This is a genomic window from Brevundimonas sp. 357 (assembly GCF_003938605.1).
Lineage (GTDB): Bacteria > Pseudomonadota > Alphaproteobacteria > Caulobacterales > Caulobacteraceae > Brevundimonas.
Genome location: NZ_RHWX01000009.1, coordinates 62,657 through 88,411, shown reverse-complemented (window position 1 = coordinate 88,411; position 25,755 = coordinate 62,657). Strand labels below are relative to the sequence as shown.

At 66.8% G+C, this 25,755-nt stretch carries 22 protein-coding genes; 8 read left to right on the top strand and 14 right to left on the bottom strand.

Going from position 1 to position 25,755, the window contains the following annotated elements; all coding sequences use genetic code 11:
• Positions 1-228 precede the first annotated feature (228 nt).
• The gene (locus EGK63_RS09700) at positions 229-1,800 is read right to left on the bottom strand and encodes a bifunctional GNAT family N-acetyltransferase/carbon-nitrogen hydrolase family protein (protein ID WP_125901135.1); all 1,572 of its coding nucleotides are present in this window, start codon (positions 1,798-1,800) and stop codon (positions 229-231) included.
• Between the two features lie 222 nt (positions 1,801-2,022).
• Between EGK63_RS09700 and recA the strand changes: the two genes are divergently transcribed.
• From recA to alaS, 3 genes are all read left to right on the top strand, one after another.
• A complete protein-coding gene (recA, locus tag EGK63_RS09695; protein WP_125901133.1) occupies positions 2,023-3,102 on the top strand; it encodes a recombinase RecA in 1,080 nt (359 codons plus the stop codon).
• 397 nt (positions 3,103-3,499) lie between these two features.
• Positions 3,500-3,985, top strand: a complete 486-nt coding sequence (gene rraA / locus EGK63_RS09690; RefSeq protein ID WP_125901131.1) for a ribonuclease E activity regulator RraA — start codon at positions 3,500-3,502, stop codon at positions 3,983-3,985.
• Between the two features lie 131 nt (positions 3,986-4,116).
• Positions 4,117-6,762 (top strand): alanine--tRNA ligase, encoded by a 2,646-nt coding sequence (gene alaS, locus EGK63_RS09685; RefSeq protein ID WP_125901129.1) that lies wholly within the window; start codon positions 4,117-4,119, stop codon positions 6,760-6,762.
• 221 nt (positions 6,763-6,983) lie between these two features.
• On the opposite strand, the gene EGK63_RS09680 is transcribed toward alaS, so the two are convergent.
• Together EGK63_RS09680 and EGK63_RS09675 are read right to left on the bottom strand one after the other, a co-directional pair.
• Complete coding sequence (locus EGK63_RS09680; protein ID WP_125901127.1) at positions 6,984-7,535, bottom strand: DUF2939 domain-containing protein; 552 nt, start codon at positions 7,533-7,535, stop codon at positions 6,984-6,986.
• Between the two features lie 316 nt (positions 7,536-7,851).
• The gene (locus tag EGK63_RS09675; RefSeq protein WP_125901125.1) at positions 7,852-9,072 is read right to left on the bottom strand and encodes an NADP-dependent isocitrate dehydrogenase; all 1,221 of its coding nucleotides are present in this window, start codon (positions 9,070-9,072) and stop codon (positions 7,852-7,854) included.
• Positions 9,073-9,266: 194 nt separating this feature from the next.
• Here EGK63_RS09675 and EGK63_RS09670 point away from each other — a divergent pair, with 194 nt between their 5' ends.
• On the top strand, positions 9,267-10,388 hold the full coding sequence (locus tag EGK63_RS09670; protein ID WP_165906575.1) for a DUF1176 domain-containing protein: 1,122 nt from the start codon (positions 9,267-9,269) through the stop codon (positions 10,386-10,388).
• Positions 10,389-10,468: 80 nt separating this feature from the next.
• Here the strand turns inward: EGK63_RS09670 and EGK63_RS09665 are convergent, their stop codons facing one another.
• The 8 genes from EGK63_RS09665 to EGK63_RS09630 form a co-directional block, all read right to left on the bottom strand.
• Positions 10,469-12,265, bottom strand: coding sequence for a DUF885 family protein (locus EGK63_RS09665; protein ID WP_125901121.1), 1,797 nt, complete (start codon positions 12,263-12,265; stop codon positions 10,469-10,471).
• Between the two features lie 92 nt (positions 12,266-12,357).
• Positions 12,358-14,181, bottom strand: coding sequence for a DUF885 family protein (locus EGK63_RS09660; protein ID WP_125901120.1), 1,824 nt, complete (start codon positions 14,179-14,181; stop codon positions 12,358-12,360).
• 127 nt (positions 14,182-14,308) lie between these two features.
• Positions 14,309-14,536, bottom strand: a complete 228-nt coding sequence (locus EGK63_RS09655) for a hypothetical protein (protein ID WP_125901118.1) — start codon at positions 14,534-14,536, stop codon at positions 14,309-14,311.
• 5 nt (positions 14,537-14,541) lie between these two features.
• A complete protein-coding gene (gene fghA / locus EGK63_RS09650) occupies positions 14,542-15,375 on the bottom strand; it encodes an S-formylglutathione hydrolase (protein WP_125901116.1) in 834 nt (277 codons plus the stop codon).
• Positions 15,376-15,394: 19 nt separating this feature from the next.
• Positions 15,395-15,946, bottom strand: a complete 552-nt coding sequence (locus tag EGK63_RS09645; protein WP_125901115.1) for a hypothetical protein — start codon at positions 15,944-15,946, stop codon at positions 15,395-15,397.
• A gap of 11 nt (positions 15,947-15,957) precedes the next feature.
• Entirely contained in the window at positions 15,958-16,344 is a 387-nt protein-coding gene (locus tag EGK63_RS09640; RefSeq protein WP_125901113.1) for a VOC family protein, read from the bottom strand.
• A gap of 92 nt (positions 16,345-16,436) precedes the next feature.
• Positions 16,437-16,901: a GFA family protein gene (locus EGK63_RS09635; protein ID WP_125901111.1), complete on the bottom strand. Its 465-nt coding sequence runs from the start codon at positions 16,899-16,901 to the stop codon at positions 16,437-16,439.
• A 16-nt stretch (positions 16,902-16,917) separates the two neighbouring features.
• Positions 16,918-18,024 (bottom strand): S-(hydroxymethyl)glutathione dehydrogenase/class III alcohol dehydrogenase, encoded by a 1,107-nt coding sequence (locus EGK63_RS09630; RefSeq protein ID WP_125901109.1) that lies wholly within the window; start codon positions 18,022-18,024, stop codon positions 16,918-16,920.
• Positions 18,025-18,226: 202 nt separating this feature from the next.
• Between EGK63_RS09630 and EGK63_RS09625 the strand changes: the two genes are divergently transcribed.
• On the top strand, positions 18,227-18,928 hold the full coding sequence (locus EGK63_RS09625) for an NAD-dependent deacylase (RefSeq protein ID WP_125901107.1): 702 nt from the start codon (positions 18,227-18,229) through the stop codon (positions 18,926-18,928).
• 116 nt (positions 18,929-19,044) lie between these two features.
• Here EGK63_RS09625 and EGK63_RS09620 read toward each other — a convergent pair whose 3' ends face one another.
• Entirely contained in the window at positions 19,045-19,830 is a 786-nt protein-coding gene (locus tag EGK63_RS09620) for an RNA methyltransferase (protein ID WP_125901105.1), read from the bottom strand.
• Positions 19,831-19,937: 107 nt separating this feature from the next.
• Here EGK63_RS09620 and EGK63_RS09615 point away from each other — a divergent pair, with 107 nt between their 5' ends.
• Entirely contained in the window at positions 19,938-20,621 is a 684-nt protein-coding gene (locus EGK63_RS09615; RefSeq protein ID WP_125901103.1) for a DsbA family oxidoreductase, read from the top strand.
• Positions 20,622-20,795: 174 nt separating this feature from the next.
• Here the strand turns inward: EGK63_RS09615 and EGK63_RS09610 are convergent, their stop codons facing one another.
• The gene (locus tag EGK63_RS09610) at positions 20,796-21,623 is read right to left on the bottom strand and encodes a hypothetical protein (RefSeq protein ID WP_125901101.1); all 828 of its coding nucleotides are present in this window, start codon (positions 21,621-21,623) and stop codon (positions 20,796-20,798) included.
• 341 nt (positions 21,624-21,964) lie between these two features.
• Here EGK63_RS09610 and EGK63_RS09605 point away from each other — a divergent pair, with 341 nt between their 5' ends.
• Both EGK63_RS09605 and EGK63_RS09600 read left to right on the top strand, forming a co-directional pair.
• The gene (locus EGK63_RS09605; RefSeq protein ID WP_125901099.1) at positions 21,965-22,876 is read left to right on the top strand and encodes a retron St85 family effector protein; all 912 of its coding nucleotides are present in this window, start codon (positions 21,965-21,967) and stop codon (positions 22,874-22,876) included.
• Complete coding sequence (locus tag EGK63_RS09600) at positions 22,866-23,801, top strand: retron St85 family RNA-directed DNA polymerase (RefSeq protein ID WP_125901097.1); 936 nt, start codon at positions 22,866-22,868, stop codon at positions 23,799-23,801. The genes EGK63_RS09605 and EGK63_RS09600 overlap by 11 nt, the downstream gene beginning before the upstream one ends.
• Before the next feature lie 13 nt (positions 23,802-23,814).
• Here EGK63_RS09600 and thiC read toward each other — a convergent pair whose 3' ends face one another.
• Positions 23,815-25,737 carry a phosphomethylpyrimidine synthase ThiC gene (thiC, locus tag EGK63_RS09595; protein ID WP_243637634.1) on the bottom strand — a complete coding sequence of 641 codons (1,923 nt, stop codon included), beginning with the start codon at positions 25,735-25,737 and terminating at the stop codon, positions 23,815-23,817.
• Between the last annotated feature and the right edge of the window lie 18 nt (positions 25,738-25,755).

The following is a 25,755-nucleotide window of genomic DNA, read 5'->3' as shown; positions in this document are numbered from 1 at the left end:
CGCTCACCCCGGCGGACGCCGGGGCCCAGCGCTTTGGCCTCAACGCCCCGCCCCCATCGCCGTCATCCCCGGCCTTGTGCCGGGGATCCATAACCGCCGCCATCTGTAAGACAAGACGCCGCGCCTTCACGCCAAAGCCCTGCGTTTATGGATTCTCGGGACAAGCCCGAGAATGACGAAACTTATTGGGCGTAGGCCCCTCCTCCGCCGGGATGAGCGGGAGTAAGTTCACCCCCCGTCCGTCCACACCGTCTTGTAGAGATCGAACCGTCGATCCCGCAGGTTCCGCACCGTCCCCTGCGCCTTGGCCCATGCCAGGTCGGACAGGTCCAGGTCCGCCACCGTCACCGTCTCGACGTTCTCGCTAGCCTCGGCCGCCACCCCGTCGCGCGCAAACGGGAAGTCGCACGGCGTCAGGATGCAGGACTGCGCATACTGAATGTCCATGTTCTCGACGTTCGGCAGGTTGCCGACATTGCCCGACAGGACGACGTAGCACTGGTTCTCGATGGCCCGCGCCTGCGAGCAGTAGCGCACCCGCAGATACCCCTGCCGGTTGTCGGTGCAGAAGGGGGTGAACAGGATGCGCGCCCCCTCGTCCGCCAGACGCCGCGCCAGTTCGGGGAACTCGGAGTCGTAGCAGATCATCACCCCGATCGGCCCGCAGTCGGTGGGGATGGCGTGGACGCGATCGCCGCCCTTGATGTTCCACCAATGCCGCTCATTCGGGGTCGGGTGAATCTTCTCCTGCTCATGCACCGAACCGTCGCGCAGGAAGACGTAGGCGACATTCTGGATCTCGCCGTCCTCGGTCCGCGTCGGGTGCGAGCCGCCGATGATGTTGACGTTGTAGCCGACCGCCAGCTCGCGCATCGCCTCGACGAAGCGCGGCGTGTAGCGGGTCAGGGCCTCGATCGATTCCGCCGGGGTCAGCTTCTTCGTCTCCAGCGACAGCAGCTGAAGCGTGAACAACTCGGGGAAGACCACGAAGTCGGCGCGGTAATCCGACACCACGTCGACGAAATATTCGACGTTGTCCATGAACTCGCCGAAGCTCTCGACCTTGCGCATCTGCAGCTGGACGGTGGCGACGCGCACCGTCTCCTTGACCGCAAAGGCCGCCCCCTTGCCCGTCGCCTCGACATAGTAGGGGTTGCGCCAGACCCAGCGCGCCGCATGGCCCAGCGACGCCTTGTCCGACGGCAGATAGTTCAGCAGCACTCCCGCCGGCTCGAACCCGGAACGCTGGTGAAAGGCCATGATCGGATCCTTCACCTTGCGGTCGCGCACCGCCTCGACATAGGCGTTCGGGTCCGGATAGGCGGCCCGGCGGCGCGCCAGTCCCGGCATCCGGCCGCCGAAGACGATCCCCTTCAGGTTCTGCGCCTCGCACAAGTCGCGGCGCGCGTCATACAGGCGCTGGCCGATGCGCAGGCGGCGCCGCGCCGGATCGACGCAGACCTCCATCCCGTACAGCCACGCGCCCGCCGGATCATGCCGCGCGCCATAGCCGCCGCCGGTGATCTGGTCCCAGCTGTGCGGCCCCATGGCTGACGCCTCGTCGATGCGGAAGCTGGCGGCGTAGCCGACGATCTCGCCCTCGAACTCGACCACGAACTGCCCGTCGGGATAGGTGGCGATCTGGCCACGCAGCATCCCCGGCGTATAGGGCGGCATGTCCTTGTAGACCCGCTCCACAAGGGCGTTGATCCCGGCGACGTCGCCCATGCGGGCGTTGCGGATGGTCAGGACGGCGGGCTTCGCCGGCTCGGCGGAAAGGGAGGTCTCAATGTCGGTCATGCCCTGCCTAACGCGCGAGCTTGGCTGTTGGATCAATTCGGCCGACAAAAGAGCTAATGCGTCAATTTCGGTCGCATCGCACAGACTTGTTCTCGTTCAGTTCACGAGAACATCTTGCGAACAAGAACAAACCATGTCCATAGTCCGGCTCAACGAGGGAGCGGGTCCGTGGCGGGTCTCTCCCGAAGTCAGATGGGAATCATGGCAAGGGAGAGAAAACCAATGTCACAGGCGGCACTGAAGCTCGTGGGTAAAGAAGACGGCGACAAACAACGCGCTCTTGAGGCGGCGATCGCACAGATCGATCGCGCCTTCGGCAAGGGCTCGGTCATGAAACTGGGCAAGGCGGGACAGGTGGCCGAGATCGAGAGCGTCTCGACCGGCTCTCTGGGTCTCGACATGGCGCTCGGCATCGGCGGTCTGCCGGTCGGCCGGGTGATCGAGGTGTTCGGCCCCGAATCCTCGGGCAAGACGACCCTGGCCCTGCACACCGTGGCCGAGGTCCAGAAGAAGGGCGGCGTGGCCGCCTTCGTCGACGCCGAACACGCGCTGGATCCGGTCTACGCCCAGAAGCTGGGCGTGAACCTCGACGACCTGCTGGTGTCGCAGCCCGACGCGGGCGAGCAGGCGCTGGAGATCGTCGACACCCTGGTGCGCTCGGGCGCCGTGGACATCGTGGTGGTCGACTCCGTCGCCGCCCTGACGCCCCGCGCTGAGATCGAGGGCGAGATGGGCGACAGCCTGCCCGGCCTTCAGGCCCGCCTGATGTCGCAGGCCCTGCGCAAGCTAACGGCCTCGATCTCCAAGTCGAAGTGCATCGTCCTGTTCATCAACCAGATCCGTCACAAGATCGGCGTCATGTACGGCTCGCCGGAAACGACGACGGGCGGCAATGCGCTGAAGTTCTACGCCTCGGTGCGCCTCGACATCCGCCGCACCGGCGCGATCAAGAACCGCGACGAGGTCGTCGGCAACACCACCCGCGTCAAGGTGGTCAAGAACAAGGTCGCCCCGCCGTTCCGCGAGGTCATCTTCGACATCATGTACGGCGAAGGCATCTCCAAGATCGGCGAGATCATCGACCTGGGGGTCAAGGCCAACATCATCGAGAAGTCGGGTTCGTGGTTCTCCTACGACTCCACCCGCATCGGCCAGGGCCGCGAGAACGCCAAGGAGTTCCTCAAGAACAACCCCGACATGGCCCTCGCCATCGAGAAGGCCGTGCGCCAGTCGACGGCCAAGATCGCCGACGACATGCTGGGCGCGCCCGAGCCGGACGAAGGTCAGGATATGGAGGGCTGATCCGCCACCCCCAACGCCGTCATCCTCGGGCTTGACCCGAGGATCCAGCCAGGCAGCGTCCTCTTCCTTTCCAGCCGTGATCGCGCTGACGATCCGATCCTCGGGTCAAGCCCGAGGATGACGGCGGGAGGCAAGGGGCCCCCTGACGGCCAGGGCTTCTCCGTTCGCCGCCTCGCGACCCGCCTACCGACCCCGCGGGGCCGGTCGGACGGAGACCGGCCCGCCCGACCTGCGTCGGGCGGGCCTCTTTTTTCCCCGCCCCTCTACCGCTCATCCCGGCGGAGGCCGGGATGAGCGGATGTTGAGATACGCCCGTCAAACGCCTTTCTCAGTGCAACGGCCTTGTTTCCCTTCGGCGCCTACGGGCAGAGTCCCCGCGCCCCAACGGAGCCTCCCCATGACCGCCATCGCTACCGCCGACCTGTGCGACGCCCATCCCGACGTGGTGAAGGTCTGCCAGACGCCTTTCCGCAGCTTCGGCCAGGTCACGGCCTTCCACGGCCCGGTCCGCACCCTCAGCGTGCTGGATGACAACGCCCTGGTCCGCCAGACGCTGGAGCGCCCCGGTGAAGGAGCCGTTCTGGTGGTCAACGGCGGCGGTTCGCTGAAGCGCGCCCTGGTCGGCGACAATCTGGCCAAACTGGCCATCGACAACGGCTGGGCCGGGATCGTCGTCCACGGCGCCGTGCGCGACACAGCCGTCATCAACACCATGAACGTCGGCGTCAAAGCCCTGGGAACCATCCCCCTGCGCGCCGATCGCGACGCCATCGGCGAGATCGACATTCCCACCGCCTTCGGCGGCGTCATCTTCACACCGGGCGACTGGCTCTACGCCGACGCGGACGGCCTGATCGTCTCGCCGCGTCGCCTGCACGATTAGAGCGTCCCCGAGCGTAAAAACACGGCCGCGCCCGCAGGATCACGCGCCAGTGATGCGTTCGGCGCAAAATCCCTATATGACGCCGGTTCCGACATTCCTCCCGCGCGCCCGAGTTCCAGAGCGATACGCCCATGACCAGCCTGAAGCAGATCCGTTCCACCTTCCTCGACTACTTCGCCGCCGACGGCCACGAGAAGGTGCAGTCGGCTCCGCTCGTGCCGCAGAACGACCCGACCCTGCTGTTCGTCAACGCGGGCATGGTGCCGTTCAAGGACTATTTCACCGGCGCAGCCGTCCCGCCCTACAACCGCGCCACCAGTTCGCAGAAATGCGTCCGCGCCGGCGGGAAGCACAACGACCTGGACAATGTCGGCTACACCGCGCGTCACCACACCTTCTTTGAAATGCTGGGCAATTTCTCGTTCGGCGACTACTTCAAGGACCACGCCATCGAGCGCGCCTGGACCCTGCTGACCAAGGAGTTCGGCCTCGATCCCAAGCGCCTGCTGGTCACCGTCTATCACACCGACGATGAAGCCTTCGACATCTGGAAGAAGATCACCGGCTTCTCGGACGACAAGATCATCCGCATCCCCACCGCCGACAACTTCTGGGCCATGGGCGACAGCGGGCCGAGCGGCCCGTGCACGGAAATCTTCTACGACCACGGCGACCACATCTTCGGCGGCCCTCCCGGTTCGCCGGACGAGGACGGCGACCGCTTCGTCGAGATCTGGAACAACGTCTTCATGCAGTTCGAGAAGGAGAACGACGAGATCGTTCGCGAACTGCCCAAGAAGTCGGTCGACACCGGCATGGGTCTGGAGCGCATCGCCGCCGTGCTCCAGGGCGTCCACTCCAACTATGAAGTGGACCTGTTCCGTAATCTGATAGCGGCCTCGGAAGAGCTGACCCACACCAAGGCCGAGGGCGAGCGCGCCCCGTCGCACCGGGTCATCGCCGACCACCTGCGTTCGACCGCCTTCCTGATCGCCGACGGCGTGACCCCGTCGAACGAGGGCCGGGGCTATGTCCTGCGCCGCATCATGCGCCGCGCCATGCGCCACGCCCACCTGCTGGGCGCCGCCGATCCGCTGATGCACCGCCTGGTGCCGACCCTGGTTCAGGAGATGGGCGAGGCCTATCCGGAACTGGGCCGCGCCCAGGCCTTCATCGAGGACACGCTGAAGCAGGAAGAGATCCGCTTCCGCACCACGCTCGGTCGCGGCATGAATCTGTTCGATCAGGCGACCAGCGACTTCAAGGCCGGCGACATGCTGGACGGCCAGACGGCCTTCACCCTGTACGACACCTACGGCTTCCCGCTGGATCTGACGCAGGACGAGGCCCGCCGTCGCGGCTTCAGCGTCAACGTCGACGGCTTCGAATCCGCCATGGCCGAACAGCGCGACCGCTCGCGCGAGCACTGGAAGGGCTCGGGCCAGACGGCCTCGGCCGGCGCCTGGCTGGCCCTGCGCGACCAGCACGGCGGCACGGAATTCACCGGCTATGAGTCCGAAACCGGCGAGGGCAAGGTCATCGCCATCGTCAAGGACGGCGCGGAAGCTGCGTCCGCCGCGACCGGAGAGACGGTCGAGGTGCTGCTGGACAAGACCCCCTTCTACGGCGAAGGCGGCGGTCAGGCGGGCGACAAGGGCGCCTTCGTCTGGAGCGGCGGCGAAGGCCGCGTCCTGGACACCAAGAAGCACGGCGGCGACCTGCACGTTCACACGCTGGAAGTGACCAAAGGCGCGCTGGCGACCGGCGCGGTCGTGACCGCCACGGTCGAGGAAGGCTCGCGTCCGACCACCCGCGCCAACCACTCGGCGGCCCACCTGTTCCACGCCGCCGTCAAGAACGTGCTGGGCGCTCACGTCGCCCAGAAGGGCCAGATGGTCGACGCTGAGCGCATGCGCTTCGACTTCAGCCACAACGCCCCGATGACGGACGAGGAGATCGCCCGCGTCGAGGACGAGGTGAACGCCGTCATCCGCCAGAACGTCCCGGTCACGACCGAACTGATGACGCCCGACGCCGCCATCGCGGCGGGCGCCGTGGCCCTGTTCGGCGAGAAGTACGGCGACGAGGTCCGCGTCCTGACCATCGGCCGCGCCCTGTCGGGTCCGGGCGCCTATTCGGTTGAACTGTGCGGCGGCACCCACGTCTTCCGCACCGGCGACATCGCCCTGTTCAAGATCGTGTCCGAGGGCGGCGTAGCCGCCGGCGTGCGCCGCGTCGAGGCCCTGACCGGCGAGGCGGCCCGCCGCTTCCTGCTGGATCAGGCCAATGTCGCCCGCCATCTGGCCCAGGGCTTCAAGATCCAGCCCGCCGAGGTTCCGGCCCGCGTCGAGGGGCTTCAGGCCTCGGTCAAGACGCTGGAGAAGCAGGTCGCCGACCTGAAGAAGCAGCTGGCCCTGGGCGGCGGCGCGGGCGCCAATGCGGCCCCCGAAGAGATCGGCGGGATCAAGCTGATGGCCCGCGTCCTGGACGGCGTGGACGGCAAGGGCCTGCGCGGCGTGGCCGAGGACTTCAAGAAACAGATCGGCTCGGGCGTCGTCGCCCTGGTCGGCGTCACCGACGGCAAGGCGGCCATCACGGTCGCCGCCACGCCGGACATGGCGGGCAAGGTCAATGCGGCCGACCTGGCCCGCGACGCCGTCATCGCCATGGGCGGCAAGGGCGCAGGCGGCAAGCCCGACTTCGCCCAGGGCGGCGCTCCGGACGGATCGAAGGCCGAGGACGGCCTGAACGCCATCCGCGCCGCGCTGAAGGGCTGATCACCCTGACAGGCTGAAACAGGAAAGGGCGGCGCATCGGATGCGCCGCCCTTTTCTTTAGGCCGCTCGCGTATCGAGGGTTGAGCGCTGCCCCAACCCCGCTCATCCCGGCGGAGGCCGGGAACCAGAAAGAGCGCCACACGGCGTCCTTTCCATTTCAGCAAAGCGCTTGAAGCCAAAGCACTGGATCCCGGCCTTCGCCGAGATGAGCGGAGTATGGCTTACTCTGGCGTCCCCAGGTCGATCGCCGCCAGCTTCCAGCTGAACAGATTGCGGCGCTTCATCAGCAGGGACACCTGCTCGTCCGGCTGATCGTCGCGGGTCAGGGTGACGGCGAAGGTGTCCAGGTCGCGATAGCCCCACGACTGACGCACGCGGTCATGGTCGCTCTTCGCCTTCGGCTCCGTTTCGACCGAGAGGGCGGGCTTGGGCGTGCGGCCCTCCTGCACCATCATGGAGATCGCCTGCGGGGTGACGAAGGCGTCCACCGCCCCGCCGACAATCGCGGGCGCCAGCAGCATCCCCAGCCCCGACAGGCCGCTGTCGGCCATGCGCGGGTCATTGCGCATCTCGGCCATCATGCGGGCGTTCAGCTCGTCCTTCAGACTGGCGCGGAAGGCGGGAAAGTCGACCTGGCGCTCCAGCCCCTTTTCATCCCCGGCCTTCGCCGCCTGCACCAACGAGCGCGCCGCCAGCAGCGGCGACGCGGCGTAGGCGACCACAAAGACAGCGACGGCCGCCAATCCCAGACGAATGATCAGTTTGCGGTTCATCGGCCCTCCCCTGCCTTACGAACGCGACGAGACGACGACGAAACAGCGTCAAAATCCCCAAGACTATTAGGGACATGGTTCGTCGGCGGGTTCAATGCGTGTTTTCACGCGGCTCCGTCCCCTGCCCGCACGCCGTCATCCTCGGGCTTGACCCGAGGATCCAGCCATCCGCGTGCGGGACATGGGCAGGATCGAGCGCGTCGCCCCCCTGGATCCTCGGGTCAAGCCCGAGGATGACGGCGAATGTGGGGGATAACGCCCAACAAAAAGCCCGCCGGATCGCTCCGGCGGGCCTTGATGTCGTTCTGAGCTAAGCTCAGCCGATGCCCGGCAGGGCCTTCTTCAGGTTCTCGGACACCTTGTCCAGGAAGCCTTCGGTCGTCAGCCAGGACTGCTGATCGCCGACCAGCAGGGCCAGATCCTTGGTCATGAAGCCCGACTCGACGGTCTCGACAACCACGCGCTCCAGCGTATCGGCGAACTCGGCCAGCTCGGCGTTGCCGTCCAGCTTGGCGCGGTGCTTGAAGCCGCGGGTCCAGGCGAAGATCGAGGCGATCGAGTTGGTCGAGGTGGCCTCGCCCTTCTGATGCTGGCGATAGTGGCGGGTCACGGTGCCGTGGGCAGCCTCAGTCTCCATGACCTTGCCGTCCGGCGTCATCAGCACCGAGGTCATCAGGCCCAGCGAGCCGAAGCCCTGCGCCACGATGTCCGACTGCACGTCGCCGTCGTAGTTCTTGCACGCCCAAACGAAGCCGCCCGACCACTTGATTGCGGCCGCGACCATGTCGTCGATCAGGCGGTGTTCATAGGTCAGGCCGCGCTTCTTGAATTCCTCGGCGTAGTCGGCGTCGAAGACTTCCTGGAAGATGTCCTTGAAGCGGCCGTCGTAGGCTTTCAGGATGGTGTTCTTGGTCGACAGATAGACCGGGTAGTTGCGCTGCAGGCCATAGGCGAACGAAGCGTGGGCGAACTCGCGGATCGAGGCGTCCAGGTTGTACATGCCCATGGCCACGCCGGCGCCCGGCGACTTATAGACCTCGTGCTCGATGACCTCGCCGTCGTCGCCGACGAACTTGATGGTCAGCACGCCCGGTCCCGGCATCAGGAAGTCGGTGGCCTTGTACTGGTCGCCGAAGGCGTGGCGGCCGACGACGATCGGCTGCGTCCAGCCCGGCACCAGGCGCGGGACGTTCTTGCAGATGATCGGCTCGCGGAAGACCACGCCGCCCAGGATGTTGCGGATGGTGCCGTTCGGCGACTTCCACATCTTCTTCAGGCCGAATTCGGCGACGCGCGCCTCGTCCGGGGTGATGGTGGCGCACTTCACGCCGACGCCGTGCTTCTGGATGGCGTGGGCCGCGTCGATCGTGATCTGATCATCGGTGGCGTCACGGCTTTCCATGCCGAGGTCGTAATAGTCGAGTTCGAGGTCCAGGTACGGGAAGACCAGCTTGTCCTTGATCATCTGCCAGATGATCCGGGTCATTTCGTCGCCGTCGATGTCCACGATGGGATTGGCGACCTTGATCTTGGCCATGCTTACGCCTCTGTCTCTCAATCAGGGAAGGAATTCGGTGCAGGGGATATAGCGACCCCGGCGCGCGGGCGCAAAGGGGACGAAAGCCGCACGGCGGGAACGAAGCCGCCGGAACGAAACGGCGGCTTGGCCGCTAGGCTTTTTCATGGCTACGCTTGGCGTCGCCAGTCGATCAAGAACGCATGGAACGCCTGATGACGCTTCGCCGCCTGCGGTTCGCCGCCTCTGTCGCCCTCCTCCCCCTGACGCTGATCGCCTGCAAGGGACGTGAGGCCGCCGCCACGCCCGAAACCCCGGCTGCGCCGGCCCCTGCAGAAGCGGCCGCCGCCCCCGCTGTCCAGGCCGCCGCCGCCAATCCGCCCAGCGTGACGCGCGAGTTCCGAGACTGGACCGCCACCTGCGACAACACCAACCACTGCGTCGCCTTCGGCTCAGGCGAGAACCAGATGGGCTTCGTCCTCGTCTCGCTCGCCCCCGGACCGGACGCCCGGCCCGTGGTTCATATGGGCGGCTGGGGCCTGGAGGACGGCGAAGGCGACGTCTACGCCGAGATCGACGGCCGGCGCCATGCGGGTCAGAACACCAAGATGGACGAGGAAGGCGACGTCATCGCCTTCAGGACGCCCTCAGCCCAGCTGATGCAGGGCCTCGGCAACGGCTCCTTCATGGCGTTAAGGCGCGGCGACAAGCAGATGAAGGTCAGCCTGGGCGGGGCCGCCGCCGCCTTCCTGTGGATCGACGAGCGTCAGGGACGGCTGGGCACGACCACCGCCCTGATCCGTCGCGGCGACCGTCCGGCCTCCACCGTCCCCGCCGCGCCGGCCGCCCCGCGCGTGACGATCGCCGCCGCCGCGCCGCAGAACGGCCTGGTGCAGGACGACCTGTCGCCGGCGCTGCTGGCGCACCCCAAGGTAAAGGAATGCCTGGCCGAAACCCGCAAGGGCGAGCGGTTCGAACCGGACGTCGAGGTCTTCCGTCTGGCGGACGACAAACTGCTGTGGGCCGTGCCCTGCGGCGAAGGCGCCTACAACTTCAACCAGGTCTATTTCATCACCTCGGCTGACCGAACCTCGCCCCAGCTGGTCAGCTTCTCCACGGCGACCGGCAGCGAAGAAACCCTGGTCAACAGCCGCTACAACCCCAAGACCCGCACCCTGTTCGCCTTCGGTCGGGGACGCGGCATCGGCGACTGCGGCCGCATGGGCACCTGGGCCTGGACCGGCGAACGCTTCGCCCTGCTGAACGAGAAAAACATGCCCGGCTGCACCGCCATTCCGCAGGATCTGTGGCCGACCACCTGGCGCGCGGCGACCTGACGACGGCTCGACGCCAGACGTGAAAACGGCCCGGACGCGGAACGTCCGGGCCGTCATTCGTTTCAGGCTTCAATCACGCCTCAGGCGCGCATCCGCCCTTCCAGCACCGCCAGCGGCAGGGAGCCGCTGCCCAGCACCTTGTCGTGGAAGGCGCGCAGGTCGAAGCCGGGCTTGGCTTCCGCCTCCTTGCGCAGGCGCGCGATCACCGTGTGGCCGACCTTGTAGGAACAGGCCTGGCCCGGCCAGACCGAATAGCGGTTGATCTCGCTGTTCGAGGCGTCCAGCGGCTTGGCGCCTGAGGCCGCCATATAGTCGACCGCCTGCTCGCGGCTCCAGCGTTCGGAGTGGATGCCGGTGTCGACCACCAGGCGCACGGCCCGGAACAGATAGGACATCAGGAAACCCACCCGGCCCAGCGGATCGGTGGCGTAGGCGTCCAGATCGTCCGCCGCGACCGCCTCGGCGTACAGCGCCCAGCCTTCATTGTAGGCCGAGAAGCCGCCCGCGCGGCGCCATTGCGGCAGCTCGCCCGACTCGCGCTGCAGGGCGACCTGCAGATGGTGGCCCGGCGAGGCCTCGTGATAGGTCAGGGTCGGCAGGGCGAACTTCGGCCAGTTCCCGCTGTCACGCAGGTTGATGTAGTAGGCGCCCGGACGCGAGCCATCCAGCGGCGGCCCCTGATAGTATCCGCCCGGCGCGCCCGACTGGATCGACACCGGCACGCGACGCACCTCGACGTGGGTCTTGGGCAGGCGGCCGAAGACGGCGGGCAGTTTCGGCTCCAGCGCCGCGACCTGTTCGTTCAGCCACTTCAGCAGCTCTTCCTTGCCCGCGTCGGTGTTGGGGAACAGCTGGGCCGGATCCTTGTTCAGCGCCTGAACCCGCTCGCCGACCGTGCCCCGGGTCATGCCCTGCGACTTCAGGATGCCGTCGATCTCGGCGGTGATCTCGGCCACCTGCTCGCGGCCCATGGCGTGGATTTCCTTGGCCGAGAGCGTGGTCGTCGTGTTCGACTTCAGCCCGGCGGCGTAGAAGGCCTCGCCGTCCGGCAGGCGCCACACGCCCGCATCGTGCACGGCGTCGGGACGGATCTTCTCCAGCGCCTCGATCTGGCGGGCCAGGGCGGGCTTGATCTTCTGATCGACCAGGGCGACGGCGCGCGCGTCATAGCCCGACAGATTCAGCGCCCCGGCCTTGCGGGCCAGCGACTTGATCATGGACATGTCGGCGGCCGACGTATCGCGCAGGGTGCGGATCTGCGGCAGCATCCGGTCGATGATGAAGTCTGGCGGAATGACGCCCAGCCCGGCGTCCTCGCGGATCTTGGCCGTCTCGCCGTCCAGCACGCCGGCGAAGGCGTCCAGGCGCGACAGGAAGGCGTCGGCGCCCGCCGCATCCTCGATGCGGTGCTGGTTATCCATGAAGTCCGGCATGGAGAAATAGCCGCCCGACAGCTGGGTCACGACATAGGGAGAGGGGCGGCCCGGCCCGGCGCCGTAGTCGAAGCGCGCCGTCTCGGCCGAGGTCTGACGCCCGAAGGCGGCGATGGCGTAGTTCAGCGCCCCGGCCTCGGACAGGCCCGCCTGATCGAAGGCGCGCAGCTCGGCCCAGCGGCTGACCGCCTTGTCGCGATCCTTGCGGATGGCGTCCGGCCCGGCTTCGCTCAGCTTGGACGACAGGCCCGCGCGGGCGCCCTTGTCCAGACCCAGGTTGGTGGCGCGCTCGGGCGACTCGTCGATGTCAGCCTCGAACCAGCCGTCCAGCAGGGCGTTCAGACGCGCATCGGCGTCCGACACGGCCGCGGCGGCTTGCGCCAGCGAAGGCGCGGCGACGGCTGTCGCGGCGGCGGTCAGAAGAAGGCGGCGGCGGTCGATCATTCGGTTACTCCCCCAAGGGCCGCGCCGCGCCGGACGCCGATCCCAAAGCTTACTGAAATGACGGACCGGCGCGCCCGTAAGAGGTCCAGCCGTCAGGCCGGGGTCCAGGCGTTCATGGTCCGCTCCAGAACCGTCAGCGGCACCCCGCCCAGGCTCAGGCCGGTGTCATGGAAGCCCTTGATGTCGAAACGCGATCCCAGACGCTTCTTGGCGTCTTCACGCAGGCGCACCCAGGTGGTGTGGCCGACCTTGTAGCTGGAGGCCTGGCCCGGCCAGACGCAGTAGCGCTCGACCTCGGTGGCGATGCTGGATTCCTGATCGCCCAGCGTATCGACCATGTAGCGGATGCCCTGTTCGCGGCTCCAGCGCTTGTGGTGCAGACCCGAGTCCACGACCAGACGCGCGGCGCGGAACATCAGCGACTGCAGGTAGCCGATCTGACCGAAGGGATCATTCTCATAGGCGCCGATCTCGTCCGCCAACTGCTCCGAATACAGGCCCCAGCCCTCGGAATAGGCCGAGAAGCCCATGACCTTCATCAGCAGCGGGGTATCCGGCTGCTCCATCTGCAGGGCGATCTGGAAGTGATGGCCCGGCACGGCCTCGTGATAGGTCAGGGTCGGCAGGGTCCATTTGGGCCACTCCGCCGTGTCGCGCAGATTGATGTAGTAGGCGCCCGGACGCGACCCATCCAGGGCCGGCGCCATGTAGTAGCCGCCCGGCGCGCCGGCCTCAGTGGCCTTGGGCACGCGACGGATGTCGCAGGGCGACTTGGGCAGGCGGCCGAAATAGTCCGGCATGCGGGCCTGCATGGCCGCCATCTGGACGTTCAGCTCCTTCAGCAGCTCTTCCTTGGCCTCGTCCGTGTTCGGATAGACGAAGCGCGGATCCTTGCCGAGGGCGGCGATGCGCTGGCCGACCGCGCCTTGCGTCAACCCCTGCGCCTTCAGCAGGCCGTCGGCGCGGGCCGAGATTTCGGCCACCTGATCCAGCCCCATCTGATGCACCTCGTCCGGCGTCATCGAAGAAGTGGTGTAGTTCTTCAGCCCATAGCGATAGTAGGCCTCGCCGTCGGGCAGACGCCACACGCCGCCGTCGTGCGTCGCGCCCGCGCGCACCGCCTTCAGGGCGTCGGCCTGGCGCTGGATGGCCGGATAGACCTCTCGCGTCAGGATCGTCTGAGCCCGCGCGGCCCAGTCGCCGGGGATGTTCTTCTCGGCCGTGCGGCGGGCGATCGACTGGCTCATGACCGAGTCGGCCACGGCCGTGCCGGTGATGGCGCCCATCTGCGTCAGGGTGCGGTCGATGACGAAATCCGGCGGCACGGCCCCGGCGGCGTAGTCGATCCGCATCCGCTCGCGTTCGTCGTCCAGACTGCGGGCGAAGTCCGACAGGCGCGACAGATAGGCCTCGGCGTCGTCCGCCGCCTCGATGCGATGCTGGCTGTCGAGGAAGTCCGGGATCTGCTGATAGGAGCCGCCCAGCTGGCTGACCGTATAGGGCGAAGGGAACATCCCGCCGCCGTAGGGGAAGGCGTAGCCCTCCTTCACCGTCTCGCCGAAGAAGGTCAGGGAGTCGTGATAGATTTGCTCCTTGGACGGCAGGGCGTTGCGGTCGATGGCCGCCATGTCCTTCATGGCCGCGACGAACTTGACCTTGTCAGCCTCGACCTTGGCCTGGCTGCGGTCGCTCAGCTTGAAGCGGGCGTCGGCGTGTTCGCCCCGGTCCATGCCCAGCATGGTCAGGGATTCCGGGTCCGTCAGGAGCATCTCCTGCGCGATCCGGTTCATCAGGGCGTTGAAGTCGGCCGAGGCGGTCTGCGCCACAGCGCCGTGGGCGAGGGCGCGAACCGGGCCGACAGCGGCCAGCGCTCCCCCCGCGGCGACCGACATCAGCAGGCGGCGGCGATCCATCATGAGCTTCCTCCCAAAAGCGATGGGCCGGGATGCTATCCGAGCGGCGAAAGCCCGCAAGCCATGATCGTCATGCGGCTGATGTTTCCTTTACGCGCCGCCGCCTGCGAGCGGCGGCGCCTCAGGCCCGTCACCGCTGAACGTGCGCCTTGATGCAGTCGCGCACGGCGCGCTTCAGATCGCCCGGCGCGTTCGGCTCGTCCACGCCCTCGGCGGCGAAGACGGCGCGCATGGCGGCGTCCAAGCCCTTGGGCAGTGCGTCGATCACCTTCTTCTGCCCCTTTTCATGCAGGCAGAAGCCGACCTGGTTGCACAGGTCGGCGAACATGGCGTCGAAATCGGGGGCGGCGTCGGTCATCACACTCAGGCTTTCAGCCGCTTGGCGTGGAAGGCCACATGATCGTCCACGAAGCTGGCCATGAAGAAGTAGGAATGGTCATAGCCCGGCTGCATGCGCAGGGTCAGCCCCTGTCCGGCCTTTTGCGCCGCCGCCTTCAGCAGCTCCGGCTTCAGCTGATCGGCCAGGAAGGAATCCGCGTCGCCCTGATCCACCAGAATCTCGTCGAAAACGCCTTTCGCCGCCCCGCCCTCGATCAGCAGGGCCGCGTCGTGTTTCGCCCACTCCGCCCGGTCCTCGCCCAGATAGGCGCTGAAAGCCTTCTCGCCCCAGGGGCAGCGCGTCGGCGAGGAAATCGGCGCAAAGGCCGACACCGACTTGAACAGTTCGGGATGACGCAGCGCCAGCGTCAGCGCCCCATGCCCGCCCATCGAATGACCGAAGATCGAGCGCGTCTTCGCCGTCGGGAACGCATTGTCGATCAGATCGATCAGCTCGCCCGCGACATAGCTCTCCATGCGGAAATGCGGCGCCCACGGGCCTTGCGTCGCATCGACATAGAAGCCCGCGCCCTGCCCCAGATCATAGGCCGGATCGTCCGCCACGCCTTCGCCGCGCGGCGAGGTGTCCGGCGCGACGATGATGACGCCGTGTTCGGCGGCGGCCTTATAGGCTCCGGCCTTGGTGGTGAAGTTGTCCTCGGTGCAGGTCAGGCCCGACAGCCAGATCAGGACCGGGAACGGGCCTTCCCCCGCCGGAACAAAGACCGACAGCGTCATGGGCGTGCCCGTCGTCGCGCTGTCGTGCTTCAGATAGCGCAACGTCCCGCCGTGGACGACGTGGCTCTTGACCGTTTCCATCAACTCGAACTCCTGAAGATCAGTCCGGCCAGACCCTGGCCATGAAGGCGTCATCGAGGACGCCGCCATCCTTGGAAAAATGCGCGTACCAGTCGCGCGGGATCGGAGCGACCGCCCCCTCGGGCTGCGCGCCGCCGCCCCAGGCGTCGAACTGCAGGCCGACCAGGATCGGCGCCTCGCGCACCGACGGCGCCGGAACCGCCCCGGCGGCGGCGACGATGGCCTCGACCGCCTCCGGCTTCATCGCCGGCTCTCCGGTGACGACGAAAGCCCTGGATCGTTCGCCCGGCTTGACCATCAGCAACAGCATGCCCGAGGCGCCGGGCTGCGAGGACTGCGCCTTTGCTGCAGCGGCCACAGCCTCATCGACGGCCTTCAGATAGGGAGACAGGTCGGCGACCTCGACCCTCTGTTTCATGACCTGGTCAGGCAGGTAGAGCACCACCTTCTTCTGGACCCAGGCCTCCGCCGGCGCCGCAACGGGCGCATCCGCCCCGCCCGGCGTGCAGGCGGCGAGCGCCGTGACGGCCAGAACGGCCATGATCGACGCAGTCGCCGCCTTCATCTTCATCACCTCAATCCTCAGCCCGGCCGGTGCACGGCGCAGATCTTGTTGCCCGACGGATCGCGCAGATAGGCCAGGTGCATCGCGCCGAAAGGCGTGTTGCGCGGCCCGGCAGGATCCTCGATCGCCGTGCCGCCCGCCGCAACACCGGCTTCGGAGAAGGCGACGACCGCCTCGGGGCTGCTGGCGAAAAAGCCGATGGTGCCGCCGTTGGCGTGGCTCGCCGCCTGGCCGTCGCGCGGCTTGACCACCCCCAGCATGCCGCGCGGGGTCATGTACCAGACGCCCGGCATGGGCGCGTCGCTGGGCGTGCCCGGCTGGTGGCCCAGAGCCCCCAGAACGGCGTCATAGAATTTGTGCGAGGCTTCGAGGTCGTTGGCCCCGACAGTGACGTGCGTAAACATGGTGATCCTCCCAGATCCGCCCGATCATCGCGCCGGGCGCGGCAAGCTAAGCCGACAAAGTTTCGTTTGGCAACGAACTTTGCTGCACCTGCTCAATCGGGCCGCGCGCCCTCGCGGGCGTAGGCGCCCATCAGCTCGGCGTAATCCTCAGGCGGCGGGAACTCGGGATAGCCGACCTTGGCCCCCGACTGCGCGCCGGGCAGACGCTCCGTCGTCCAGGTGTCGGCATAGGGAACGAACCACGCCCCGTCGTCCAGCAGGCTGGGCCTCAGGTTGACGAACTGCCCCCCGGCGATGCCGCGGGTGAACAGCCAGGTCTTGCATGACGGACAGAAGTGATGCTCCGGCACGGGATTGTGCAGGCCGCCGATCTCCGTCTCGCCCTCGACCGTCAGCCCTTCGCTGGGCAACATCAGGCTCAGGGAATAGGCGCCGCCCGTCAGCTTCTGACAGGCCCGACAATGACAGGCCACCGCAAAGACCGGCGCCTGGGCGACCTGAACTTTCACCTGCCCGCAGAGGCAGGCCCCCGTCCACGGCAGTTTCCAGTCGCCCATGGCTGAATCCCTCTCGTTAGAAGACGATGACCGAACGAATGCTCTTGCCTTCATGCATCAGATCGAAGGCCTCGTTAATCCGCTCCAGCGGCAGGGTGTGGGTGATCATTGGGTCGATCTCGATCTTGCCGTCCATGTACCAGTCGACGATCTTCGGCGTGTCGGTGCGGCCGCGCGCGCCGCCGAAGGCCGAGCCCTTCCAGACGCGGCCGGTGACCAGCTGGAACGGACGGGTGGCGATCTCCTTGCCCGCCTCGGCCACGCCGATGATGACGCTCTCGCCCCACCCGCGGTGACAGGCTTCCAGCGCCTGACGCATGACCACGGTGTTGCCGGTGCAGTCGAAGGTGTAGTCGGCGCCGCCCCCGGTCAGCTCGACCAGATGGGCCACCACGTCCGACACGTCCTTGGGATTGACGAAGTGGGTCATGCCGAAGCGACGGCCCCACTCCTCCTTGTCGCCGTTGATGTCGACGCCGACGATCATATCGGCCCCGACCATCTTCAGCCCCTGGATGACGTTCAGGCCGATGCCGCCCAGGCCGAAGACCACGGCGTTGGCGCCCGGCTCGACCTTGGCCGTGTTGACCACCGCGCCCACGCCCGTCGTGACGCCGCAGCCGACGTAGCAGGCCTTGTCGAAGGGCGCGTCCTTGCGGATCTTGGCCACCGCGATCTCGGGCAGGACCGTGTAGTTCGAGAAGGTCGAGCAGCCCATATAGTGGTGAAGGGTCTGGCCCTTGTAGGAAAAGCGCGAGGTGCCGTCGGGCATCAGCCCCTTGCCCTGCGTGCCCCGGATCGAGGTGCACAGGTTGGTCTTGCGGCTCAGGCACGACTTACACTGGCGGCATTCCGGCGTGTACAGCGGGATGACGTGGTCGCCGACGACCAGCGAGGTCACGCCCGGCCCCACCTCGACCACCACGCCCGCGCCCTCGTGGCCCAGGATCGAGGGGAAGAGACCCTCGCTGTCCAGACCGTCCAGCGTATAGGCGTCGGTGTGGCAGACCCCCGTCGCCTTGATCTCGATCAGCACCTCGCCCGCGCGCGGCCCTTCCAGATCGACCTCGATGATCTCGAGCGGGCGTTTGGCTTCGAACGCGACGGCGGCGCGGGTTTTCATGGGGAGTTAGTCCTTGGTCTCTTCGTGCTCTTCCCCTCTCCCCTTGAGGGAGAAGGCAGCGGCCGCAGGCCGACGGATGAGGGGTCGCACCGGCAGCGATCAGTTTCAAGCCCGCAAACGGCCACGGGCAACAAGACCCTTCATCCGACCTGCTGCACCAGCCGCCTTCTCTCTCAAGAGCAGAAGAGTTTAGACTGTCGGCATGAACCTCGTCATCCTGACCGGCGCCGGCGTCTCGGCCGAGAGCGGCGTGCCCACCTTCCGCGCCTCGGACGGCCTGTGGGAGGGGCATCGCGTCGAGGACGTCGCCACGCCCGAGGGCTTTGCGGCTGACCCGGCTCTGGTGCAGGACTTCTACAACCAGCGACGGCGACAGCTCGCCAGCGTGCATCCCAACGCCGCGCACCGGGCGCTGGCCGATCTGGCGGCGCGGTGGAGGGGCGATTTCCTGCTGGTGACGCAAAACGTCGATGACCTGCACGACCGGGCGCACCTTGAGACGCCGCCCGCGCCGGGCTTCGAGCTGATCCACATGCACGGCGAGCTGAAGAAGGCGCGCTGCACCGCCTCGGGCGTCGTCTGCGACTGGCATGAAGACTTGGAGGCCCTGCACGCCTCGCCCCATCACCCGCGCGGACGCTTGCGCCCGCACATCGTCTGGTTCGGGGAAATCCCGCTGGAGATGGAGCGGATCGAGGCGGCGCTGGCGCGCTGCGACCTGTTCGTCTCCATCGGCACCTCGGGCGCGGTCTATCCGGCGGCGGGCTTCGTCCAGCTGGCGCGCATGGCCGGGGCGCGGACGGTCGAGATCAATCTGGAGCCGACGCAGGGCGCGGGCCTGTTCGACGAGGGCGTCTACGGCCCCGCCAGCGAGACCGTGCCCGCCTTCTTCGGCGCGCTGTAGCCCTCTCTCCCAACTGCCGTCACCCTCGCCCTGCGCCTCATATGTCCAGGACGCTAGATCCTCGGGTCAAGCCCGAGGATGACGGCAAACGGCGGCGCAAACGAGCACAGGATCCCTTATTCCTCCTTCTTCGCCGCCTCGGCCCGTTCCGCCGCCAGCTTGGCCAGCACCCGGCCGCGGCCCTTGGCCAGGGCGTGGATGGCGCCGCGCATGGTGGCGACCTCCTGTTCGGTGAAGGCGGCCCGGCCCAGCATGACGCGCAGGTTCTGGCTCATCGAGCGCTTCTTCTCGGGCGGATAGAAGAAGCCGCCGTTATCCAGCTCCGCCTCCAGATGCTCGTACATGCCGACCAGCAGGTCGTTCGACGCGGGCGGCTCGCCCTCGCGGAAGCGCGGCGGCGGGGCGTCCAGGATCAGGGTGCGCCACTCATAGGCGTTGATCGCCACCGCCTGGGCCAGGTTCAGCGAGTGGTGCTTCGGGTCGATCGGAATGGTGGTGATGCCGGCGCACAGGGCGATGTCGCCCGTCTCCAGCCCCGCCCGCTCGCCGCCGAACAGCAGGCCGGTCTTCAGCCCCGAGGCCGTGTCGTCATAGAGGATGCGGGCGCTCTCACGCGGGGTGCGCACCGGCTGGCGCGTCTCGCGCGGGCGGGCGGTGGTGGCGAAGACGGTGTTCAGGTCGGCGATGGCCTCGGCCACGCTGTCGAACACCCTGACCCCGTCCAGCACCCAGTCGGCGCCCGACGCCGTGGCCCAGGCGCGCTCCTGGGGCCAGCCGTCGCGCGGGCTGACCAGCCGCAGCTCGGACAGGCCGAAATTGGCCATGACGCGGGCGACCGCGCCGATGTTGTCGGCCATCTGAGACTTGTCGAGGACGACGACGGGGGGCGTGAGTTCAGTCATGGGCGGTGTGTAATCTTTCCTGCCCCGCGCGAGAAGGCGCGCTTGCCTCCTTCTTCATCGCCCCCATATTCTCGCAACACATGCTGTTTCAGAAAGCCCCGCCGCCCATGACCCAAGCCAGGACAGACGCCGCCCCGCTCAAGCCGCTGAAGATCGACTTCGTCTCCGACGTCATGTGCCCCTGGTGCGCCGTGGGGCTGGGCGGGCTGGAGCAGGCGCTGGAGCGGCTCCAGGGCGAAGGGATCGCCGCCGACATCGCGTTCCAGCCGTTCGAGCTGAACCCCGACATCGCCCCCGAGGGCGAGAACATGGGCGAGCACCTGGCCCGCAAATACGGCTCCACCCCCGAACAGTCGGCCGCCAACCGCGCCGCCATCACCGCCCGCGCCGCCGAGGTCGGGGTCGAGATGAACTTCCGCGACGACAGCCGCATGTGGAACACCTTCGACGCCCACCGCCTGCTGCACTGGGCCGGGCTGACGGCGCCGGACAAGCAGGCGGCGCTGAAACACGCCCTGTTCGGCGCCCACTTCACGCAAGGCCGCAACGTCTCGGACGCGGGCGTCCTGACCGAGGCGGCGCAGGCCGCCGGGCTGGACCGCGCCGAAGCGGCCGAGGTGCTGGCCTCGGGCCGCTATATGCAGGAGGTCCGCACGGCGCAGGCCCTGTGGCGCGCGCGGGGGATCACCTCCGTCCCCGCCGTGGTGGTGGAGGACAAATATCTGATCTCCGGCGGCCAGCCGACGCAGGTGTTCGTCAACGCCCTGCGCGAGATCGCGGGCAAACGCTAATCCCTCCGTCATCCTCCGGCGACCCTCGCGAAAGCGGGGGGAGACCGGGGGACCCAGCGGCGCGCGTGAGCGCGAAAGATGCGACGCCAGCGCTTGAAGGAAGATCGCCTTCGGCGCCGCTGGGTCCCCCGGTCTGCGCCGCTACGCGGCTTGCCGGAGGATGACGAAAGAAGATCAGGGCGACGCGGCCTCGTCGGGAAAAACAGAGTCCAATTCGTCTGAATCGTCTGAAATCGCCGCCCTCTCTTCCGGCGCGAGGCCGGCGCTGAGGGCGTTGATGCGGGCCTCGACGGCGCGGCGGCCCACGTGGTCGTCGGGGGCCAGGCGGGCGGCGTCGCGGGCGACGGCGGCGACCGCCTTCATGTCGGCTTCCAGCGTGTCGAGCGGGTCTGGTTCAGGCGCAGGCGGCGGGCTTTCCGGCTCGGCGGCGGCCAGCAGGGCCGGGTCGGTCAGCGCGCGCCAGGTGCGCAGCCACGACGCCGCCTCGGCCGCCCGGCCGCGCCGCACCGCCCGGTTCAGCCGCATCAGGGCCTGAGCCGCCATCGCCGCCAGATCGGGGGCGTCCGCCGCCGCATCCTCGACCGGATCGTCCTCGTCAGGCCAGGGATCAGGGTCGCCCGCATCGCAACGGCGCCAGCCCTCGCGCGCGGCGCGGGACCGCAGCGTCCCCAGCTTCAGCCCATAGCGGTCGCAGACGGCCTCGGCCGTATCTCCGGCCAGATAGTCGCGCCGCGCCACCGCCCAGGTCGCCTCGGAGCGGACACGATAGCCGTCCCGCGGCGCCGGGTCTTCGTAATAACAGCCGCGCGGGGCGTCAGCCGCCTCGGCCCGCTCGACGGTCGAGGGCCGCACATGGTCGGGGATGTAGGTGGTGTCGCCGTACTCGTCCTGCTCCCACCGACCGGAGGCGATGATGCGCGGCGCCTCCTCATGCCAGTCCTTTTCCGGCCAGTCCTTCTCGGGCCAGTCCTTCTCCCGCCCGCCCGAAGCCTGATCTTCCATCGCGCCGCCTCCTGCCTGAAAGGCGGAGGATGGCGGACGGGTGCGTCAGGATCGGACGGGGGCGCCTTCAGAGTTATTCGCGAGAAAGCACGGGGCCTTCAATTCAAATATCCACAATCGTCGACTTGAAATTCGCTTTGCTTCTGTGCACTTTAAGAGAACCTCTTAGCTGGGTGCTATCCCTTCGCTTTAAGGGTGTCACTCTACGCCGGGTGTAAACCAGGCTGTATTCGATTGCGTGACATGGGCAACGACAACGGGCTTCCGTGTCGCCCCCGGTCAAGCGGACTCGGCGCCGACACGGAAGCCCGTTGTCGTCGCTCAAAGTAAGAGGTTACGGGTTGGATCACCCGCTGCGCGATGATGCACATAAGGCTATTCGCCAGCGAGTGATCCAGCACCTCAGGGATGGGTGTTCGGTCAAGCGCGCTGGCGACCTAGTCTTTGTGTGTGGCGGCAACGATCCCAATCACATGCGCCCGCGATTCACCGCCTATTGCGGCGTCAACCATCCCGATTTGGAACTCTTCCAACCAGAATATGCGATGAACGATTATTTCGCCGCGCCTGGCGGAACCCCCTTCGATCTGGGAACCTTCGAAAGACTGGTCGCGGAACTATCCCACGTCATCGTACTGTTCCCCGAGGCTGCCGGGTCCTTCGCCGAGGCGGGCTACTTCGCTCAAGATGACCGATTTCGGTCCAAGACGTTGCTGGCCCTCGATCTACACTGGCAAGGCAGCGACAGCTTTATTTCCATGGGGCCGGCGCGGCAGTTCAACGAGAAGTCAAAATTTTCCGGCACGATGCAAATTCCTTATGCCGCGCCAGATTTCGATCAGATCGTGCAGCGGCTGAAGCGCTACGGGTTCGAGCGGTACCGAAAGGAGCTCACACTCGGCGTGTTTAGCGACTTAACGCCCTACGACCTCTTTTGCTTGCTCCAGAAGGTTGTCGATTTGATGGGGATCGCGACCATCGATGACATTCTCGCCATTCTTCGGGGTGTTTTTTCCGGCGTGATAAAGCCCAAGCGCATCAAGGAAATGGTGTCGGTTCTGGTTGGGGCGAAATACCTCGAAGCGGTAGGCGAATTCGGCCATTATCGGCTCGCTTCTGACAGGACGGATCTCATGCCGGCGCGAGATTCAATGAAGTCTATCGAGCACAAAATTCGTCTCGACTTGGCGGCGTTTTACCCCACGTGCCCGCCCGATTTCCTGGCAATCTTGGAGAGCCCTAATGCTCCTTGAACGCCTTGAAAAGCACACTGGGCTGCCTCGCAGCCTATTGGAGAGGTACGCCGAAACGGCGTCGAAGCGGTACCGCGTTTACACGGTCGAAAAGCGCAACGGAGACCGGCGAACAATCGAACACCCGAGCCGAGAGATCAAAGCTATCCAGCGTTGGCTGATCCGTGCGCTGATAGGAAACATGCCGGTTCACGAGGCCTCGACCGCCTATTCCAAGGGCGCAAGTATTCGAAAGAACGCCGAGCGCCACGTCCGCTCGCGTTACACTGTTCGTCTCGACTTCGAGGGATTCTTCCCGTCGTTCGGCGGGGCGGATGTGATCGCCTACCTGAAGAAGACCCACGACGATCCCATAATGGTCCTATCAGCTGAGGATCTGTCGTTTATCCGGCGAATAGTGTGTCGGCACGACGCGCTGACGATCGGAGCGCCCACTTCGCCAGGGTTGACCAACGCAATGATGTTCGAGTTCGATAGCGCGCTGGCGGATTGGTGCGCTGCCAGGGCGCTGATCTACACGCGGTATGCGGACGACTTGTTTATTTCGGCGTCCGCGCCGGGCGCGCTGGCTGGCGTTGAGGCCAAGGCGGCCGAGCTCGCCGCAGCGTTTCCGTATGCGAAACTGGCGCTGAACCGAGAGAAAACGGCGCATCTCTCTCGGAAATATAGGCGGTCGATTACGGGGCTGGTAATCACCCCCGAGCAGACCCTTTCCATCGGCAGGGACAAGAAAATCCGTCTAAAGTCCGATGTATACGCCTATTCAAAAGGGAACCTCCAGTCGGAGCAGCGATCACGCACTGCCGGCTTAATCGCGTTTGTCCGCGACGTGGAGCCAGCGTTTTATGAAACCTTGCTGCGCAAGTATGGGCGCGAGACGATCGAAGGCTTGCAGAAGGGTCTTCGATCGTCGCTGAAGGGCTGAGAAGCCTCCGGGCCTACACCTTCACCTCAATCTCCCCGCCCCCCGCTCTGAACTTCGCGCTCATCTCGGCCATGCCCGCCTCGGCGTCCGTCAGGCTGGCGCCTGCGTCGTTCTGGGCCCCATTTTGCGTCTTTTGGGCGGCGTCGCGGATGTCCTGGCTGATCTTCATGCTGCAGAACTTGGGGCCGCACATGGAGCAGAAGTGGGCGGTCTTGTGGGCCTCCTTCGGCAGGGTCTCGTCGTGAAATTTGCGGGCGGTCTCGGGGTCCAGGGAGAGGTTGAACTGGTCCTCCCAGCGGAACTCGAAGCGCGCGCGGCTGAGGGCGTCGTCGTGGGCGCGGGCGCCGGGGTGGCCCTTGGCCAGGTCGGCGGCGTGGGCGGCGATCTTGTAGGTGATCACGCCGTCCTTGACGTCCTGACGGTCGGGCAGACCCAGATGCTCCTTGGGCGTGACGTAGCAGAGCATGGCCGTGCCGAACCAGCCGATCATGGCCGCGCCGATGGCGCTGGTGATGTGGTCGTAGCCGGGGGCGATGTCGGTGGTCAGGGGCCCGAGCGTATAGAAGGGCGCCTCGTGGCAGTGCTTGAGCTGCTCGTCCATGTTGGCCTTGATCTTGTGCATCGGCACGTGACCGGGGCCTTCGATCATGACCTGGCAGCCCTTGGCCCAGGCGATCTTCGTCAGTTCGCCGAGGGTGCGCAGCTCGGCGAACTGGGCCTCGTCATTGGCGTCGGCGATGGAGCCGGGGCGCAGGCCGTCGCCGAGCGAGAAGGAGACATCATAGGCGCGCATGATGTCGCAGATGTCCTCGAAATGCTCGTAGAGGAAGCTCTCCTTGTGGTGGGCCAGGCACCACTTGGCCATGATGGAGCCGCCGCGCGAGACGATGCCGGTCACGCGTTTGGCCGTCATCGGCACGAAGGGCAGGCGCACGCCCGCGTGGATGGTGAAGTAGTCCACGCCCTGTTCCGCCTGTTCGATCAGGGTGTCGCGGAAGACTTCCCACGTCAGATCCTCGGCGACGCCGTTCACCTTCTCCAGCGCCTGATAGATGGGCACGGTGCCGATGGGGACGGACGAGTTGCGGATGATCCAGTCGCGGATGTTGTGGATGTTACGGCCCGTCGACAGGTCCATGACGTTGTCGGCGCCCCAGCGGGTGGCCCAGACCAGCTTGTCCACCTCGTCATCGACGCTGGAGAGGACGGCCGAGTTGCCGATGTTGGCGTTGATCTTCACCAGGAAGTTGCGGCCGATGATCATCGGCTCGACCTCGGGGTGGTTGATGTTGTGCGGGATGATGGCGCGGCCGCGGGCGATCTCCTGACGGACGAACTCGGGCGTCACGAAGTCGGGGATGGCGGCGCCGAAGTCCTCGCCGTCGCGGATGCAGGGGGCGTTCTGCTCGCGGCGCAGGTTCTCGCGGATGGCGACGTATTCCATCTCGGGCGTGATGATCCCGGCCCTGGCGTATTCATACTGGGTGACGGGGCGGCCCTCGACGCCCTTGAACACGCGGTGGTTGGAGACGTCGAAGCGGGGGGCCAGGTGCTTGCCGCTGGCGTGGCCGTTGTCCTCGGGCTTGACCTCGCGCGGGTTCGCGACGGGGGCGATGTCGCCGCGATCCAGTTGCCAGCTGGATTTGACGCGCGGCAGGCCCTTCTTGATGTCGATGGTCACGGCCGGGTCGGTGTAGGGGCCCGACGAGTCATACATCGTCACCGGCGGCTCATTGGCGGACGGGTGGACGGCGACCTCGCGGAAGGGGACGCGGATGTCGGGGAAGAGCTCGCCCGCCACATAGACCTTCTGACCGCCCGCGCGGGGGCCGGTGGGGATGCGGCCGTGCTCGGCGGCGACTTCCTTGCGGGCGTCGGCGAGGGCCAGATCGACCTGCGGCTCGTGCGGTTGTTCGTTCGTGACGTGGATATTCATTGTGGCGGCCTCCTGCGA

Coding starts and splice junctions, on each gene's coding strand:
- EGK63_RS09700 (WP_125901135.1), bottom strand. CDS start 1,800: ATGACCGACATTGAGACCTCCCTTTCCGCCGAGCCGGCGAAGCCCGCC.
- recA (WP_125901133.1), top strand. CDS start 2,023: ATGTCACAGGCGGCACTGAAGCTCGTGGGTAAAGAAGACGGCGACAAA.
- rraA (WP_125901131.1), top strand. CDS start 3,500: ATGACCGCCATCGCTACCGCCGACCTGTGCGACGCCCATCCCGACGTG.
- alaS (WP_125901129.1), top strand. CDS start 4,117: ATGACCAGCCTGAAGCAGATCCGTTCCACCTTCCTCGACTACTTCGCC.
- EGK63_RS09680 (WP_125901127.1), bottom strand. CDS start 7,535: ATGAACCGCAAACTGATCATTCGTCTGGGATTGGCGGCCGTCGCTGTC.
- EGK63_RS09675 (WP_125901125.1), bottom strand. CDS start 9,072: ATGGCCAAGATCAAGGTCGCCAATCCCATCGTGGACATCGACGGCGAC.
- EGK63_RS09670 (WP_165906575.1), top strand. CDS start 9,267: ATGACGCTTCGCCGCCTGCGGTTCGCCGCCTCTGTCGCCCTCCTCCCC.
- EGK63_RS09665 (WP_125901121.1), bottom strand. CDS start 12,265: ATGATCGACCGCCGCCGCCTTCTTCTGACCGCCGCCGCGACAGCCGTC.
- EGK63_RS09660 (WP_125901120.1), bottom strand. CDS start 14,181: ATGATGGATCGCCGCCGCCTGCTGATGTCGGTCGCCGCGGGGGGAGCG.
- EGK63_RS09655 (WP_125901118.1), bottom strand. CDS start 14,536: ATGACCGACGCCGCCCCCGATTTCGACGCCATGTTCGCCGACCTGTGC.
- fghA (WP_125901116.1), bottom strand. CDS start 15,375: ATGGAAACGGTCAAGAGCCACGTCGTCCACGGCGGGACGTTGCGCTAT.
- EGK63_RS09645 (WP_125901115.1), bottom strand. CDS start 15,946: ATGAAGATGAAGGCGGCGACTGCGTCGATCATGGCCGTTCTGGCCGTC.
- EGK63_RS09640 (WP_125901113.1), bottom strand. CDS start 16,344: ATGTTTACGCACGTCACTGTCGGGGCCAACGACCTCGAAGCCTCGCAC.
- EGK63_RS09635 (WP_125901111.1), bottom strand. CDS start 16,901: ATGGGCGACTGGAAACTGCCGTGGACGGGGGCCTGCCTCTGCGGGCAG.
- EGK63_RS09630 (WP_125901109.1), bottom strand. CDS start 18,024: ATGAAAACCCGCGCCGCCGTCGCGTTCGAAGCCAAACGCCCGCTCGAG.
- EGK63_RS09625 (WP_125901107.1), top strand. CDS start 18,227: ATGAACCTCGTCATCCTGACCGGCGCCGGCGTCTCGGCCGAGAGCGGC.
- EGK63_RS09620 (WP_125901105.1), bottom strand. CDS start 19,830: ATGACTGAACTCACGCCCCCCGTCGTCGTCCTCGACAAGTCTCAGATG.
- EGK63_RS09615 (WP_125901103.1), top strand. CDS start 19,938: ATGACCCAAGCCAGGACAGACGCCGCCCCGCTCAAGCCGCTGAAGATC.
- EGK63_RS09610 (WP_125901101.1), bottom strand. CDS start 21,623: ATGGAAGATCAGGCTTCGGGCGGGCGGGAGAAGGACTGGCCCGAGAAG.
- EGK63_RS09600 (WP_125901097.1), top strand. CDS start 22,866: ATGCTCCTTGAACGCCTTGAAAAGCACACTGGGCTGCCTCGCAGCCTA.
- thiC (WP_243637634.1), bottom strand. CDS start 25,737: ATGAATATCCACGTCACGAACGAACAACCGCACGAGCCGCAGGTCGAT.